The organism is uncultured Desulfovibrio sp. (genome assembly GCF_944324935.1).
Taxonomy (GTDB): Bacteria; Desulfobacterota; Desulfovibrionia; order Desulfovibrionales; family Desulfovibrionaceae; genus Desulfovibrio.
Map to the genome: position 1 here is coordinate 1 of NZ_CALUYG010000056.1, position 14,639 is coordinate 14,639.

Annotated in this window: 11 protein-coding genes; 3 read left to right on the forward strand and 8 right to left on the reverse strand. The window is 66.0% G+C overall.

What is annotated here, in order from left to right; genetic code table 11:
* Window positions 1-151: 151 nt before the first annotated feature.
* The 4 genes from Q0J54_RS10865 to Q0J54_RS10880 form a co-directional block, all read right to left on the reverse strand.
* Entirely contained in the window at window positions 152-796 is a 645-nt protein-coding gene (locus Q0J54_RS10865; RefSeq protein WP_296305616.1) for a leucine zipper domain-containing protein, read from the reverse strand.
* The gene (locus tag Q0J54_RS10870; RefSeq protein WP_296305618.1) at window positions 797-2,011 is read right to left on the reverse strand and encodes a bifunctional 3,4-dihydroxy-2-butanone-4-phosphate synthase/GTP cyclohydrolase II; all 1,215 of its coding nucleotides are present in this window, start codon (window positions 2,009-2,011) and stop codon (window positions 797-799) included.
* A gap of 118 nt (window positions 2,012-2,129) precedes the next feature.
* Complete coding sequence (locus Q0J54_RS10875; protein ID WP_296305620.1) at window positions 2,130-2,555, reverse strand: thioesterase family protein; 426 nt, start codon at window positions 2,553-2,555, stop codon at window positions 2,130-2,132.
* Between the two features lies 1 nt (window position 2,556).
* Complete coding sequence (locus Q0J54_RS10880) at window positions 2,557-4,968, reverse strand: heavy metal translocating P-type ATPase (protein WP_296305622.1); 2,412 nt, start codon at window positions 4,966-4,968, stop codon at window positions 2,557-2,559.
* Between the two features lie 168 nt (window positions 4,969-5,136).
* Between Q0J54_RS10880 and Q0J54_RS10885 the strand changes: the two genes are divergently transcribed.
* Window positions 5,137-5,334 (forward strand): heavy metal-associated domain-containing protein, encoded by a 198-nt coding sequence (locus tag Q0J54_RS10885; RefSeq protein ID WP_296305624.1) that lies wholly within the window; start codon window positions 5,137-5,139, stop codon window positions 5,332-5,334.
* Window positions 5,335-5,630: 296 nt separating this feature from the next.
* Here Q0J54_RS10885 and Q0J54_RS10890 read toward each other — a convergent pair whose 3' ends face one another.
* Genes Q0J54_RS10890 through ppk1 form a run of 4 tightly spaced genes read right to left on the reverse strand, consistent with a single transcriptional unit; the run spans window position 5,631 to window position 11,240 of the window.
* Window positions 5,631-6,446, reverse strand: coding sequence for a hypothetical protein (locus Q0J54_RS10890; protein ID WP_296305626.1), 816 nt, complete (start codon window positions 6,444-6,446; stop codon window positions 5,631-5,633).
* Between the two features lie 54 nt (window positions 6,447-6,500).
* Window positions 6,501-8,096, reverse strand: a complete 1,596-nt coding sequence (locus Q0J54_RS10895; protein WP_296305628.1) for a Ppx/GppA phosphatase family protein — start codon at window positions 8,094-8,096, stop codon at window positions 6,501-6,503.
* The gene (locus tag Q0J54_RS10900) at window positions 8,072-8,959 is read right to left on the reverse strand and encodes an HD domain-containing protein (RefSeq protein WP_296305630.1); all 888 of its coding nucleotides are present in this window, start codon (window positions 8,957-8,959) and stop codon (window positions 8,072-8,074) included. Before Q0J54_RS10900 ends, Q0J54_RS10895 begins: the two co-directional genes overlap by 25 nt.
* 58 nt (window positions 8,960-9,017) lie before the next feature.
* Entirely contained in the window at window positions 9,018-11,240 is a 2,223-nt protein-coding gene (gene ppk1 / locus Q0J54_RS10905) for a polyphosphate kinase 1 (RefSeq protein ID WP_296305632.1), read from the reverse strand.
* A gap of 202 nt (window positions 11,241-11,442) precedes the next feature.
* Between ppk1 and Q0J54_RS10910 the strand changes: the two genes are divergently transcribed.
* Both Q0J54_RS10910 and Q0J54_RS10915 read left to right on the forward strand, forming a co-directional pair.
* Complete coding sequence (locus tag Q0J54_RS10910) at window positions 11,443-12,879, forward strand: M99 family carboxypeptidase catalytic domain-containing protein (RefSeq protein WP_296305635.1); 1,437 nt, start codon at window positions 11,443-11,445, stop codon at window positions 12,877-12,879.
* 14 nt (window positions 12,880-12,893) lie between these two features.
* A complete protein-coding gene (locus tag Q0J54_RS10915; protein WP_296305637.1) occupies window positions 12,894-13,880 on the forward strand; it encodes an NAD(P)H-dependent glycerol-3-phosphate dehydrogenase in 987 nt (328 codons plus the stop codon).
* The last annotated feature ends 759 nt before the right edge of the window (window positions 13,881-14,639 follow it).

Sequence of the window (14,639 nt, forward strand, 5' to 3'; positions counted from 1 at the left end):
TCGTCAATTTTTTCCCCGGTACAGGAGTTTCAAGGGGATAACGCAAAAAGACATGGAGAGGGCGGTGGCACTCATCAACCACCGCCCGCGCAAGAAGTTCGGTTACAAGACAACTGTGGAAAAAATGAGGGAAGACGGGGTCTTCTTTGTGTCAACTTTCGTTTGACAATCTGCCCGCCACACGCGAAGCATCATCAATGCAAACATGCGGATATTCCCAGCCGGGACGGCGACGACAAACTTGACGTGTTCCCGCTTTTCGGTGTCCCACACCGTCGATCTTCCCCAGTCGCTTGATGTCGATATGCAACATTTGCCCGGGCTTTTCCCACTGGTAACGCCGCACAGGAGGCTTTACCTCCAGAGAGGCAAGCCGTGAACAGCCAAGCTTGCGCAAGGCGCGAAAAACAGAGCTGCGGCCAAGTCCCAGCCGGGCCGCTATGGCATCTCCGGTCAAGCGTTTCTGCCGCAGGGAGAAGATCTCCCCGAAGGTCTTTTCCGTCAGCCTGCTCCGACAGCGCAGGGGGCGTGAGCTTTTGTCCGCAAGCGCCTCGACGCCGCCCTGCCGGTAACGGCTTTTCCATTTTCTGGCGGTACGCAGGCTTACGCCAAATCCCGCAGCGACGGAAGCGGCGGGCATACTGTCCATCCGCCGAACCATTTCCTCTCGACCTCTGGGCGTAAGTTTGGCATTCTTATGGCTGTTCACCCTTTCCCTCACTTGCTTGCTGGTTTGTCTGGTAACTTCCAGCTTACCGAATGAGGAAAGGGTGAACAACCTGTCGAAACACAACACCTAGTGGCTGCAGATGTGATTGAGCAGGTGGTGCATCTTTTCCTTCTTGGTGCGGAGGTAGGCCTCGTTTTCGGGGCAGGCGTCCACCTCGATGGGCACGCGTTCCACGATCTCGATGCCGTAGCCGGAGAGGCCGACGATCTTCTTGGGATTGTTGGTCAGCAGGCGCACCTTGTGGATGCCGAGGTCCACGAGGATCTGGGCTCCGGTACCGTAGTCGCGCAGATCGGGCGGGAAGCCGAGCTTGCGGTTGGCCTCCACGGTATCGTAGCCTTCATCCTGCAGGGCATAGGCGCGGATCTTGTTGGCCAGGCCGATGCCGCGTCCTTCCTGCCGCATGTAAAGCAGCACGCCGCGTCCTTCCCGTTCGATCTGGCTCAGGGCCGCGCCGAGCTGGGCCCGGCAGTCGCAGCGCAGGGAGCCGAGCGCATCCCCGGTGAGGCATTCGCTGTGCACGCGCACGAGCACGGGTTCCGGGCCGCTGATGTCGCCCTTGACGAGGGCGACGTGGGTCCCGGGCTCGCGTTCGCTCTCGTAAGCGCAGATGGTGAAGTCCCCGAACTGGCTGGGCAGATGGGCGCGGGCCGCGCATTTGACGGACACCTGACCGCGCTCCATGCGGTAACGGATGATGTCCTTGACGGCGGCGATCCTGAGGCCGTGCTCGGCGGCAAAGGCCTCAAGATCGGGGAGGCGGGCCATGGTGCCGTCATCCTTCATTATCTCGCAGATGACGGCGGCGGGACGCAACCCGGCGAGGCGGGCAAGGTCCACGCTGCCTTCCGTCTGCCCGGCGCGGGCCAGCACGCCGTCGGCGCGGGCGCGCAGGGGGAAGACGTGGCCGGGGGTCACGATGTCTTCGGGGCGGGCCCCGTCGGCCACGGCCACCTGGATGGTCCGGGCCCGATCCGCGGCGGAGATGCCCGTGGTCGTGCCGTCGCGGGCCTCGATGGATACCGTGAAGTTGGTGCCGAAACGGGAACCGTTGCGCTGCGTCATAAGCGGCAGTTCCAGCCGGTCGGCCATGTACGGGGCCAGCGGCAGGCAGATGAGCCCGCGGCCGTATTTGGCCATGAAGTTGATGGCTTCGGGGGTGACGAATTCGGCGGCCATGGTCAGGTCGCCTTCATTTTCCCGGTCTTCATCGTCCACCAGGATGATCATCTTGCCCTGCTTCAGATCGGCAATGGCTTCAGGGATGGTGCACAGAGGCATGTCGTATTCTCCTGCCGCATGGCGGCTGTATGGCGTGAGCTCCGTCCGGCGACGGGTACGGCAGTACAGTAGGGACGGCATCCGCCCCTGTCAACGTGCGGCGTCTCCCGGTCGGGTCTCAGAAATCGCTCCGGTGGGCGAGGTTTTCCGCCTTGGTGTGGGTGCGCTGCTCGAAGGCCTCGCCGTTGACCATGACCCGTTCGTGCGTGCCTTCGCCGATGAGGCCGCCGGCATCATGGGCGGACACACGAAAGGTGAAGCCCCTGCCGTTGGCGGAAATGGCCGTCAGTTCCGCCGTGAAGCGGACCTTCATGCCGCAGGGGGTCGCCGAAACGTGCGAAACGTCCACATGCGTGCCCACGGTGGTATAGCCTTCGGGCAGCAGCGGCTGGAGCAGATCCACGGCCGTGGCTTCCATGCCGGCGATCATCATGGCCGTGGCATAGACGTAGACGTGGCCGCTGCCGATGTGCGAAGCCATCATATCGCAGGTGACGGTGATCTCCTTCTGGCCGGTAAGGCCGACATGCAGGGCATTTTCCATATCAGTTCTCCTGAACGTTGGGGGGAGCGGTCAGCGCGGCGGACGGCCGCTCAAGACGGAAGAAGCGCAGCCGCAGCGCATTACTGACCACCGAAAACGAGGACAGCGCCATGGCAGTGCCCGCTATCATGGGCGAGAGCATGGGCCCGCCGAACAGATGCAGCAGGCCAGCGGCGACGGGCAGGCCGAGGATGTTGTAGCCGAAGGCCCAGCCAAGGTTCTGCCGGATATTGCGCAGCGTGGCCCGCGAAAGGGAAAGGGCGGTGAGCACGGCGGTCATGCCGCCGCGCATGAGCACGATGTCTCCGGCTTCGGCGCTCACGTCCACCCCGGAGCCCACGGCCATGCCCACATCGGCCAGCGCCAGCGCGGGCGCGTCGTTGATGCCGTCGCCCACCATGCCGACCACCTGTCCGCTCTGCTGCAATCGGCGTATGTAGTCCGCCTTGCCGTCGGGCAGCAGGCCAGCGCCCACATCGTCCGGCGCGATGCCCACGCGGGCGGCGATGGCCCAGGCCGTGCGCTCGTTGTCTCCGGTGAGCATAACCACGCGCAGGCCCATGTTCTGCAGGCGGCGGACCACTTCCGGCGATTCCGGCCGCAGCGCGTCGGCCAGGGAAAGAACGGCCGCCAGCCGCAGCCCGTCGCCGTCAGCGGCGGACGGCTCGCCGCCTTCCTCCGTGCGGACAAAGGGAGCCACGGCCAGCATGAGCGGCGTCCGTCCGCGCTGGGACGCGGCGGCCAGCCGTTCGAGGACGGCATCCGGCACGACCATGCCCAGCCGTCCCATGAGGCTGGTGCTGCCGACGGCCACCCGCCATTCCGTCTCGGCCAGACGCACGATGCCCGTGATGCCGCGCCCCGGCCAGACGCTTTCGTTGCGTACGGGGCAGGCGGGGAGCCCCTGCTCCTGCGCGGCGGCGGCGATGGCCCGGGCCAGCGGATGCTCGGAACGGCTCTCCAGCGCGGCCGCAAGAGCCAGCAGCGCGGTGTCGTCCAGTGCCGCCGGAGCCTCGTCCAGCCGCTGCCTGTCCACGAGGACGGGCTTGCCCGTGGTGAGCGTGCCGGTCTTGTCCACGGCGATGATGCTCAGCCGTCCGGTCTGCTCCAGCGCCGCCCCGTTCTTGATGAGGACGCCGAGCTGCGCGCCGCGCCCCGTGCCCACCATGATGGACATGGGCGTGGCAAGCCCCATGGCGCAGGGGCAGGCCATGACCAGCACGGCCACAAAGACGGTCAGCGGCGTGCTGACGGGCTCGTCGCTGATCAGCCACCAGGCCAGCGCGGCCAGCAGGGCAAAGGCCATGACCGCCGGCACGAAATAGAAGCTCACCCGGTCGGCCAGCCGGGCGATGGGGGCCTTGCTGCCCTGCGCCTCGCGCACCAGCCGGATGATGCGGGACAGCCGCGTGTCCTGCCCCACCTGTTCGGCGCGCATGGTCAGCGGGCCTTCGCCGTTGACGCTGCCCGCCACCAGCTCATCCCCGACGGCCACGGCCACAGGCACGGATTCGCCGGTCAGCAGGGACATGTCCACCGCGCTCGTGCCGGTGAGGATGACGCCGTCCACCGGCACGCGGGCTCCGGGACGCACCAGCAGCACGTCGCCCTCCCGCACGTCGGCCAGCGGGATCTCCGTGGCCCCGCCGTCCTCGTGCACCCTGAGGGCCCGTTCCGGCGTCAGGCGCAGCAGCGCGCCCATGGCGTCCCCGGCCTTGCGCCGGGCCGTGGCCTCGAGGAACTGGCCGAACTCGATCATGGTGAGCAGCACGGCGCAGGATTCGTAATACAGATTCATGGCCCGCCGGACCGGTTCGTCCCCCAGCAGGCCAAGCAGCGTGTTGCCGAGACTGAAGAGGAAGGCCGCGCCCGTGCCCACGGCCACCAGACTGTCCATATTGGGCGCGCGTCGCGCTAGGGCCGCCAGCCCCTCCACATAAAAATGCCTGCCCAGCCAGACCACGGGCAGCGTCAGCAGGAGCTGTGCCAGCATGAAGGCCCGGGGGGCGTTGTGCGGGGCGAGCGCCGCGGGCAGGGGCAGGCCCGCCATGTGGCCCATGGACAGATAGAGCAGCGGCAGCGCGAAGCACAGCATGGGCAGGAGGCGGCGCAGACGCCCGCGGCGCTCCTCCTCCCCCTTGCGACGGCTCTCGGCGAACTGCCGGGCCGGGTCTTCCGGCCGGGAGGGCGTGGCCCCGAAGCCGAGCCCCGCCACCCTGGCCACGATGGCCGCCGACAGCTCGTCCCGGCGGGATCGCGGTACGCGCACTTCCGCCTTGCCGGTGGCCAGATTGACGGAGACGCCCGCCACACCGTCCATGCGGCCCACCACGCGCTCGATGCGCGAGGAGCAGGCCGCGCAATGCATGCCCTGGATATCGTAGCGCAGAGAACACAGCTTGTCGGAATTCATGGCTTCCCTCTCCCGTCTGATCAGCGATACGCCCCGTCCGCCTGTCGCCTGCGGTCACCCTGACCGGGCGACCGCTTGACGTCCGCGGCGGGCGGGCGTACAGAGAGCATGAACCTTATGAAAATGAAAATCAATACTCTGAAGACCGGATAATCCAAGGAGGACATCATGCTCGTACTCAAGGTAAACGGCATGCGCTGCGGACACTGCAAGGCGGCGGTGGAAGAGGCCGCCGCCAAGATTCCCGGCGTCAGCAGGCCGGAGGTGAACCTGGAAGCCGGGGAACTGCGCTTCGAGGAGAGCGCCCCCGTGGATATGGCCGCCCTGCGCGAGGCCATCGCCGACATCGGCTTTGACCCGCAATAGCGCGTTTTCCCGCGAAAAAACGTATGCGTTCCGCGTGCCGTCACGGGCGGGGCGTCTCGAGTCTCCGTCCCATTCCCTGGTAACGACGCGCTGATGAGGGGATGGCGCTCCCCTTCTTCCAGCGAACCCGAATGGCATCAGCAGCCCAAGGTCCGTACGGCCGCGCCACGAGCCATGACAAAGGGGGGGCATCCGCCCCCCTTGCGGTTTCCTGCCGGACAGGCTGCGGGCCTGAAGGACGCCCAATGGCTGCCGGCGTCTTTCCCGACGCGCGGGAAAAGCCTGTGTGCGGCCGACTAGTCGTCTTCTCCGTGGTCCGCGTACATATCGGCCAGCACACCGACGGCACGGATGCCGTCCGGGCCGATCTCCAGCAGTTCGGGCGTGACGCACTTGCTGTCGTTGCAGGATCTTTCCACGAAGTCCCTGATGCCGTCTGCACCCGCTTCAAAATACTCCTTGCTGAAAAAACAGAAACGGCGGGTGTTGGGGATGATGGCGTACAGCGGCCAGCCGAAGCGTTCTCCGACCCGTGCGCCGAAGGAGGGCGCGAGCAGCAGCGCGGCATTGAGCGTCTCGTCCTCAAGGGCGAAATAGCCGATGGCCCCCTGTTCGCCTTCCTGGACCACAAGTTCTGTTTCCGCCAGCAGGCGGTCGCCGTTCGCATCGGCGACCTGCCGGGCCTCCTCTTCCGTAATGCCCCACTGTTCGAGCATGTTCGGGGTGAGGCAAAAATTGTTGGAGGGCGTTTCCAGGATGAAATGACGGGCACTATGCGGCGTCAGCCCCTCGGAGAAGGGCAGGGCCTCTTCCTCCGGCATGCGGGGACACATGGCGTTATGGATATGCCCGCGGGCTTCCTCCCAGTCGGGGGGACCATCCTGCGTCAGGGCGTCGGCGAGGCAGGCGACGAAGTTTGCCGGCGCATTCTCGTCCCCGGTTTCGGCATAGTATTCCGTCACGCTGGCCAGACTGATCCGGGCGACCGTGCCGGACGCCGCCCGGATGACCAGGCTGTTTTCCTCAGGCCGCATCTCCACGAGTTCCAGCCCGTATTCCGGCAGTTTCTCCAGCACGATCTGCAGCACTCGCGGATCAAATTCGTTTCCCATACGCAAGTACCTCTTTATGTGGTGTAATGGCGTCGCCGGAGAGCAACGCAAGAATCATCCGGCCTGCACGCCCCCGGTCCCCCGACTGACGAAACTGATGGGGATGTCGCGGCCGAGGCCCTTCTTGATGACCTTGTCCATGCCTTTGAGGGCATCTTGCTCCACCAGGCAATTGCCGTTGCCGGCGATATGCAGGCGGACGGCCTCGCCGCCGTCGCGCCGAAATTCCGCCGTATGCACGTTCTGGCAGTGCGTGCGGTCGAGCCCTTCGGCCAGCGAGAGGAAGAGCGCGCAGGGGCGCAGATGCTGCGCCAGCCGTCCCAGCCCCTCGGTGGAGGCGCTCTCCTGCTTGCGGGAAGGGCCCTTGCCGTGCAGCAGGGCCAGCTGAGCCATGAATTCGATCTCATCCTGGGTGAAGCCCAGCAGCTCCGTATTGCGGATAAGGTAATGGCTGTGCTGGGCATGCCTGGGGTAGGCGATGAAGATGCCGATGTCGTGCAGCAAGGCCGCATGGCGGAGCAGTTCCCGCGCCTGCCTGTCCGGGCGGATGCAGCCGCAGTCCGCGGCGGAGTCGTAGAGCTGGAGAGCAAGGCCCAGCATGTGCCGGGCGTGGCGCTCCTCGAAATTGCAGCGTCGGGCCAGACGCTGCACGCTCTGCTCACGGATGCCGCCGGGTGCGGGCTGCGCCCCGTAGCCCAGCCGCCGCAGCTGATCGACCAGGATGCCGTCCAGGATATTACGGTTGCTGACCTGCATGGTCTCCAGGTGCAGTCCTTCCAGCATGGCTTGCAGGATGGCCGCTCCCGGCACGAGCACCTCCGCCCGCCGCGGGCTCACGCCGGGCAGTTCCTTCCGTTTGGACAGGGGCAGGGAGCAGATATGGCGCGAGGTGCGGCGCAGATCGTCCAGGGTGAGGGTGGTCTCGTCCGGGCCGGGAGCCGTGCCCCGCTCCAGCCGGTGGCCCAGCGCATGCAGGGTCTGGATGGTGCCGGAGCTGCCCACAAGCTCCGTGATGTCGTAGGCGCTCACCCGTTGCAGGCTGTGCGAGGCTTCCATGCGCACGAAATCACGCATGGCCGCGAATTCAGCCTCGGAGACCGGTTTTTCCCGTCCCTGCAAAAACTGGTTGTCCAGCCGCACGCAGCCCAGCTTGAGGGACTCGAGGCAGACATGGTCGAGCGAATTGCCCACGGCGAGCTCCGTACTGCCGCCGCCGATGTCCATGAACAGGCGCTGTCCCAGGCTGTGCGGCAGCCCGCTGGAGACGCCCAGATAGATGAGACGGGCCTCCTCCTGCCCGGAGACCACGGTAACGGCCAGTCCGGTAGCCTCGTAGGCCCGCTGGATGAATTCCTCCGCATTGCGGGCGTCGCGCACGGCGGAGGTCGCCACGGTGATGACCTCCTGTGCGCCGTAGGAGGCGCACATGGCCCCGAAGGAGTGCAGCACATGGAAGGCCCGCTGCATGGCCTCCTCCTGCAGGCGGCGTTCCTGAAAGGCGTTCTCGCCCAGCCGCAGCATGTGCTTGACGCGGTTGAGCACCGCGAACACGCCGTTGGGCGCGATGCGCACCACCATGAGATGCGCGGAATTGCTGCCCAGATCGATGATCCCCAGAATCCGGCCTACGCCCGTCCCTGTCCCTTGCATTGCCAGCGAACCTCTTTTTCAAAAACCTGCCGGAACAGCTCCGCCTTGCTCTCAAGGCGATGCAGCTCAGCGGAGCAGCCCAGAGCGGACTTCACTTTCAGTACCAGCGCATCCCCGTCGAGACGCGCCTCCAGTTTTCCTATCGCGCCCGAGTGGCTGTAGTCCAGCGCATCGGCCAGCCGCAGCAGCGCGGCGAGCTGCCGCACGGCCCGCTGTTCCGTGGCGTCCAGCGCCGCAAAGCGCCGCTGCCGCCGCGAAGGGACACGGCGGCGGTGATAGCGGGCCACCAGCGCCGCCCAGGCCCGCAGCTCGGCCGGCACGTCCTGCCCGGGCACGAGATTTTGCCGGATCATGCGCGCGCTGCGCTTATGGTGGGCCCGCTGGCCCTCGACCCAGCCCACGTCGTGCAGCAGGGCCGCCCAGTCCAGCACGCCGCCCCAGAGGGCGTCGAGGCCGTGCAGCTCCCGCGTGGCCCGGAAGAGCTCGCGCGCAAAGGCGGCCACCCGCTTGCCGTGCACCAGCGCCTCCAGCAGGCTGTCTTCGCGCAGCGCCGCGGCCGTGCCGTCCTCGGACAGCGGCGCGTCCGCCGTCGTCGGAACGGGGGCGGACGAAAGCCCTTTGTCCCTGCCGGCGCAAGTACGGTCGTACTTTTTCTTCTTTTCCCCGGCAGCGGCGGTCGCCAGGCGCAGAACCTCGGTCGAGACGTCCACGGCCCCGGCGTTTCCGCCTCCGGCCGCCCGTTCCGCCTCCCGGGCCAGACGCTCGGCCTTTTTGGCCGCCCTGGCCGCCAGCTTCTTCTTGATGGGACAATTCTTGCGGCAATCCTTGCAGACGCCGTCGTGCCAATGCTTGCAATGAGCCATAGCTTCTCCTTGCGGCCCGCGTTGTCCGAGCGGGCCCCGCGAGCCTCGCCGTGCCGTCCTATTCCGCCAGACAGCCGAACTTTTCCAGCATGCGGTACTGTATGCCGCCCTGCTCGCCCCTGGGCGTATCCGGCCGGACATAGCTGCCGTCCGCCTGCAGGCGGTACACGCGCGCATCCTCGACATGCGGCATGAGCACCTCACGGCTCACCCGCTCCCGCAGGGCCGGGTCAAGGATGGGCGCGAGCACTTCGATACGACGGTCAAGATTGCGGGGCATGAGGTCGGCGCTGCCCATGTAGAGCGTCGGATCCCCGCCGTTATGGAAGTAATACAGGCGCACATGCTCCAGGAAGCGGCCGACGATGGACGTCACCTCGATATTCTCGCTCAGGCCGGGCACATTGGGCCGCAGGCAGCAGACGCCGCGCACCTGGAGGCGCACGCGCACGCCGGCCTGTGCCGCCAGATAGAGTTCCTGGATGCAGACCTTGTCCACCAGCTGGTTGCATTTGAGCACGATGAGGCCGTCCCCGTGGCTGCGCTGGCGTTCCACTTCGTGCCGGATGGCCGCCACGATGGCCCGGCGCATGCCGTGGGGCGCGACCAGCAGGTAGGCATAATCGTCCTTTTCGGCATAGCCGGTCATAACGTTAAACAGTTCGCTCACTTCGGCGCAGATGCCGGGATGCGAGGTCATAAGCCCCATGTCCGTGTATATCTTGGCCGTGGAGGGATTGTAGTTGCCCGAGCCGATATGCACATAGCGGCGCACGCCCTGCGCCTCCCGGCGCACCACGAGGCAGAGCTTGGCGTGGATCTTCATGCCCGGGATGCCGTAGACCACATGGACCCCGGCCTTTTCCATCTCCTCGGCCCAGCCGATGTTGCTGGCCTCGTCGAAACGGGCCTTGAGCTCCACCACCGCCGTCACCTGCTTGCCGCTGCGGCGGGCCTCGATGAGGGCCTGGACGATGGGCGAATCCTTGCCCACCCGGTAGAGCGTCTGCTTGATGGCGATGACCCCGGGATCCTCGCTGGCGCGGCGGATGAACTCCTGTACCGCCCCGAAACTCTGGTAGGGATGGAAGAGCAGCATATCCTGTGCGCGCAGGGCATCGAAGATGGCGTCCCCGCTCTCGTCGGCAAAGGGTTTGGGCAGCACCGGGAACATGGGTTCGTCCTTGAGACCGGGCCTGTCCAGCCCGTAGAGGGCCATGAGCGAGGAAAAGGCCATGGGCCCCTTGACCCGGTAGACCTGGAAGGGCTTGAGCTCCAGGATATCCACGAGGAAGCGCCGCATGTCCGCGGGCATGGAGTGGGCCACCTCCAGCCGCACCACATCGCCGAAGCGCCGCTGGTCCACCAGATCGCGCACGGCTTCCAGCAGGTCGTCGGCCTCGTCCTCCTCGATCTCCACATCCGCGTTGCGGGTGATGCGGAACAGGGCGGAATTGACGATCTTCATGCCGGGGAAGAGCATGGGCAGATGCTGCTGTACCAGTGTTTCCAGCAGGATGATGTCGTTGTCCCGCGTATTGGAGCTGAAGCCCAGCGAGGTGTAGCTCTTGGCTTCCTTGTTGCGCGGGGAGAAGACGAGACGCGGGAAGTTGTTGGGGATCTTCAGCCGGGCATAGCGGGTGACGCCGTGCCTGTCCTCGAGCTGCACCAGAAAATTCAGCGTCAGGGCCGAGATGACCGGCAGCGGATGGCTGGGGTCGATGGCCTGCGGCGTCAGCGCGGGGAAGACCTCGTCGGCGAAATACTGGTCAAGGAACTTCTGCTGTTTGCGCGTCAGGTCGCAGTAGCGCACGAGGCGCACGCCGCGCTCGCGCAGATGCGGCACAAGCCGCTTGCTCCAATGTTCCTGGGCCTGGGCAAGCTGGGCCAGCACCAGTCGCCGAATCTCCGCCAGCTGCCGGCCGGGCGGCGTTTTGTCCGGTCCGGTGGACGGCACATGGTTCTCATATTGCCGCTGGACGTTGGCCACGCGGATCATAAAAAATTCATCGAGATTGCTGCGGAAAATGCAGAGGAACTTGAGCTGCTCCAGCAGGGGCTGGCGGCTGTCCAGCCCCTCGTTGAGCACGCGCGCGTTGAATTCCAGCCAGCTCGTCTCCCGGTTGATGTACAGGCCGGGGCAGGACAGATCATGGATCTGCGCCTCCGTACACTCCCGCAGCGCCTCCCCGTGCGGCGGAAGGACCTCGGCGGCGGAAAGCTCCTGTCCCGCCTGTTCCTTGTGCTTCTTGTCGGTCTCGGCATCGGCTTTGCTGCCCATATCCTGCTCCTTCCTTTTTGGGTTGGCCTACAACATGATTATGACAAATTGATGACGACAGGGCAATGTACGTCCCCGAAAAGAAGGGCTTGCTCATCAGGAACAAATGAGTAAAACTAATGGGATTCCATCCCGTTTCCGCATCTGGACGCTCGTCCTGCCGGGGCCGCGTCCCGCCAAAGGGCCGATTATGCGAAATGACATGCCGTTTCGCCCTGTCCGACGACAGGGCGGCCGCACCGCTTCCTTCCGCCGGACTGTCCATGCCGCGCTCCGGGCCGTGTGTCTGCTGTGCCTCGTGTGTGGCGCGCTCGCGCGTCCGGCGGCGGGCGATACGCTGGACTTCACCACCATCCGGCTGGGGACGGGCAAAGAAGCCGTGCTCGTGGTGGGCGGCATCCAGGGGGACGAACCCGGCGGCTTCTCGGCGGCCACCCTGCTCGGCACGCGCTACGAGATCCAGGAGGGGGCCGTCTGGGTCGTGCCGAACCTCAATTTCCCCAGCATCATCCGGCGTTCCCGCGGCCTGCACGGCGACATGAACCGCAAGTTCGCCCGTCTGGACAGCGAGGACCCCGAGTTCCACACCGTCAGCCGCATCAAGGAGCTCATCGGTCACCCCGACGTGCGGCTGGTGCTCAATCTGCACGACGGCAGCGGCTACTACCGCCCCACCTACATCGACAAGCTCAACAATCCGCGCCGCTGGGGCCAGTGCGTCGTCATCGATCAGGCCAGACTGGAAGACGTCTTCATGGGCGAGCTGCACGACGAGGCGCATGCCGTCATCTCCGCCGTCAACAAACGCCTGCTGGCCCCGCATCACACCTACCACATCCACAATACCCGCACCGCCGAGGGCGACCGGGAGATGGAGAAGAGCCTTTCCTACTATGCCGTACGGCAGGGCAAGGCGGCCTTCGGTCTGGAGGCCAGCAAGGAATTCCCTGTCGAGCTGCGCGTCTACTATCATCTGCAGGTGATAGAAAAATTCCTGCATCAGGCAGGCGTGCGCTTCCAGCGGGATTTCGACCTGACGCCCGACGGCATCCGTGAGGCCCTGCGGGAGAATCTCGGCGTGGCCTTTGCCGGCAACCGCGTTTTCCTGCCGCTGGAAGATGTGCGCGACACCATCCGCTTCCTGCCGCTGCCCCGGGACGGCGCGGCCCGGGCCGTCACCTCCAAGCCCATCATGGCCGTGCTGCCCTGCCCTGATCAGGATGAACGCTTGTGCATCCATTACGGCAACCGTACCATCACCCTCATCGAGCCTGACTGGCACGAGATGGACGAGAGCCTGGACGGCATGACGGTCACTGTGGACGGCGCAAAACGATTCGTGGGCTTCGGACAGGTGGTACGGGTATATGAACACGCCGTCGTCCATGCCGTGGAGGGCTTTCGCGTCAATGCCATCGGCCTTGACAGCGGCCGGCAGGACGAAAGCGGCATGCGTCTGGAGCATGGGGTCTTCCAGAAGCGTTTTTCCGTGGACAGACAGGGTAAGATCTTCCGGGTGGAAGTCTACAGAGGGACGCGTTTTGCCGGATTGTTCCTGTTGCGTTTCGGCGATACGCTGCGCGTGGAACGGGATATGCTTCCCGACAGTCCGGGCCGGGAAAGCGCACTGGGGTTCTGAGCATGAAAACAGCCATTCGATTCTGTGTGGCCGGCGGCGGGAGCTGGGGCACCGCGCTCGCGCACCTGCTGGCCGGTCTCGGCTACGACGTCCGTCTCTGGCTGCGTGATGCGGACGCGGCGCGGCGCATCAATGAGACGCATGAGAACGCGCGCTATCTGCCGGGTCTGCCCCTGCATCCGGCTCTCCGGGCCGAGACCGACCCGGATGCCCTGTCGGCGACCTATCTCGTGCTGGCCATCCCCACCCAGCAGCTGCGGGGCTGGCTGGAAGCGCATCGCCGCCATCTGAACGCCTCGCCTGTGCTCATCAATGCCGCCAAGGGGCTCGAAGTGGGCACGCTGGCCACGCCGAGCCGCATCGTGGCCGAAACGCTGACCGGCACGCCCTTCCGCTTCGCCGCGCTTTCCGGCCCGTCCTTCGCGGCGGAGGTCATGCGCGGCCTGCCCACGGCCGTGGTGCTGGCCGGGAAGGAGGCGGAGCTCGTCCGCCGCCTGCGCGATCTGCTCTCCGGGCCGCGTTTCCGCTGCTATTCGAGCGCGGACGTGACGGGGGTGGAGATGGGCGGCGCGCTGAAAAACATCATGGCCATCGCCGCCGGCGTCAGCGACGGCCTGCACTTCGGCCACAATACCCGCGCGGCGCTCATCACGCGCGGACTGGCGGAGATGTCGCGCATCGGCATGGCCTGCGGCGCGAAGGAGCGGACCTTCATGGGGCTCTCCGGCCTCGGTGATCTGACCCTCACCTGCACGGGCGACCTTTCCCGCAACCGACAGGTGGGCCTGCGGCTCGGGCGGGGGGAAGCGCTGGAGGCCATCACCGCCGGACTCGGCATGGTGGCCGAGGGCGTCAAGACGACCCTTGCCGTGCATGATCTGGCGGCGCGCCTCGGGGTGGAAGCCCCCATCACCGACGCTGTCCACAGCATCCTCTTTTCCGGCGAGAGACCCGCCGACGCCGTGACCCGCCTTATGACCCGCACCCTGCGCGAGGAATAGCCTGCGGCGGGCATTCTTGCTGCGCGGTTTTCTGTTTTATCCGGCGCTGGCCCGGCGGGGGAGGGGTATTTTCTTTTTCCCCCGCTGGACTGCGGCGTCGGCCCGGCGTCCGGGCCGGGGTCGCCTGTTCTCCTTTTCTTTTTTCCTTCGCTGGACTGCGGCGTCGGCCCGGCGTCCGGGCCGGGGTCGCCTGCGCGGCGGGCGGCAGGGGGTAAGGGGCTTGGCAGCCCCTTGCCCCCTACGACCCCCAACCCCGCCTTGAGGCAGCCATCCTTGACGGTTCTCAGGAACAAGTCTGCCATCCCCCCGCCTCCTCCCTGCCGCGCGGCGGCGGGCTATCGGCCTCCCGCTGTCCCGCGCCGGCGCGGGACGAGCGTCCGTCCGGCATCGGAGCTTCCGCCCCTGCGGGGCGGCGATCTCCTCCGCGCCCCGCCGCGCTTACGTCAACAAGGCTAACTCTTCGTTTCCCCACCGTGGCGACGATCCATCCTTTGACGCAGCCCGAAAAAACGGCTTTCCCCCTGTTGATTCGGCGCAATGGGTCGGAGAACACGATACATTGAAAAAAAACCTGCCATATTCACCTGTTGTCAACAATCCCCTTCACACCGTATGTCAGCGGGGAAAACTTTCCCTGCCGTCCTGACGCCGCCAGCCAGCGAAAAAGAGAAGAAAAAAAGGCTCCCCCGTCAGGCGATACCCTCCGTACCGAGGAATGCGCGCCATCCAGGGGGAAATGCTCCCCGCCGCTCAACGCGC

Bases quoted from the DNA above. Each gene is read 5' to 3' on its own strand.
- Q0J54_RS10870 (WP_296305618.1), bottom strand. From the start codon at position 2,011: ATGCCTCTGTGCACCATCCCTGAAGCCATTGCCGATCTGAAGCAGGGC.
- Q0J54_RS10875 (WP_296305620.1), bottom strand. From the start codon at position 2,555: ATGGAAAATGCCCTGCATGTCGGCCTTACCGGCCAGAAGGAGATCACC.
- Q0J54_RS10880 (WP_296305622.1), bottom strand. From the start codon at position 4,968: ATGAATTCCGACAAGCTGTGTTCTCTGCGCTACGATATCCAGGGCATG.
- Q0J54_RS10885 (WP_296305624.1), top strand. From the start codon at position 5,137: ATGCTCGTACTCAAGGTAAACGGCATGCGCTGCGGACACTGCAAGGCG.
- Q0J54_RS10890 (WP_296305626.1), bottom strand. From the start codon at position 6,446: ATGGGAAACGAATTTGATCCGCGAGTGCTGCAGATCGTGCTGGAGAAA.
- Q0J54_RS10895 (WP_296305628.1), bottom strand. From the start codon at position 8,096: ATGCAAGGGACAGGGACGGGCGTAGGCCGGATTCTGGGGATCATCGAT.
- Q0J54_RS10900 (WP_296305630.1), bottom strand. From the start codon at position 8,959: ATGGCTCATTGCAAGCATTGGCACGACGGCGTCTGCAAGGATTGCCGC.
- ppk1 (WP_296305632.1), bottom strand. From the start codon at position 11,240: ATGGGCAGCAAAGCCGATGCCGAGACCGACAAGAAGCACAAGGAACAG.
- Q0J54_RS10910 (WP_296305635.1), top strand. From the start codon at position 11,443: ATGCCGTTTCGCCCTGTCCGACGACAGGGCGGCCGCACCGCTTCCTTC.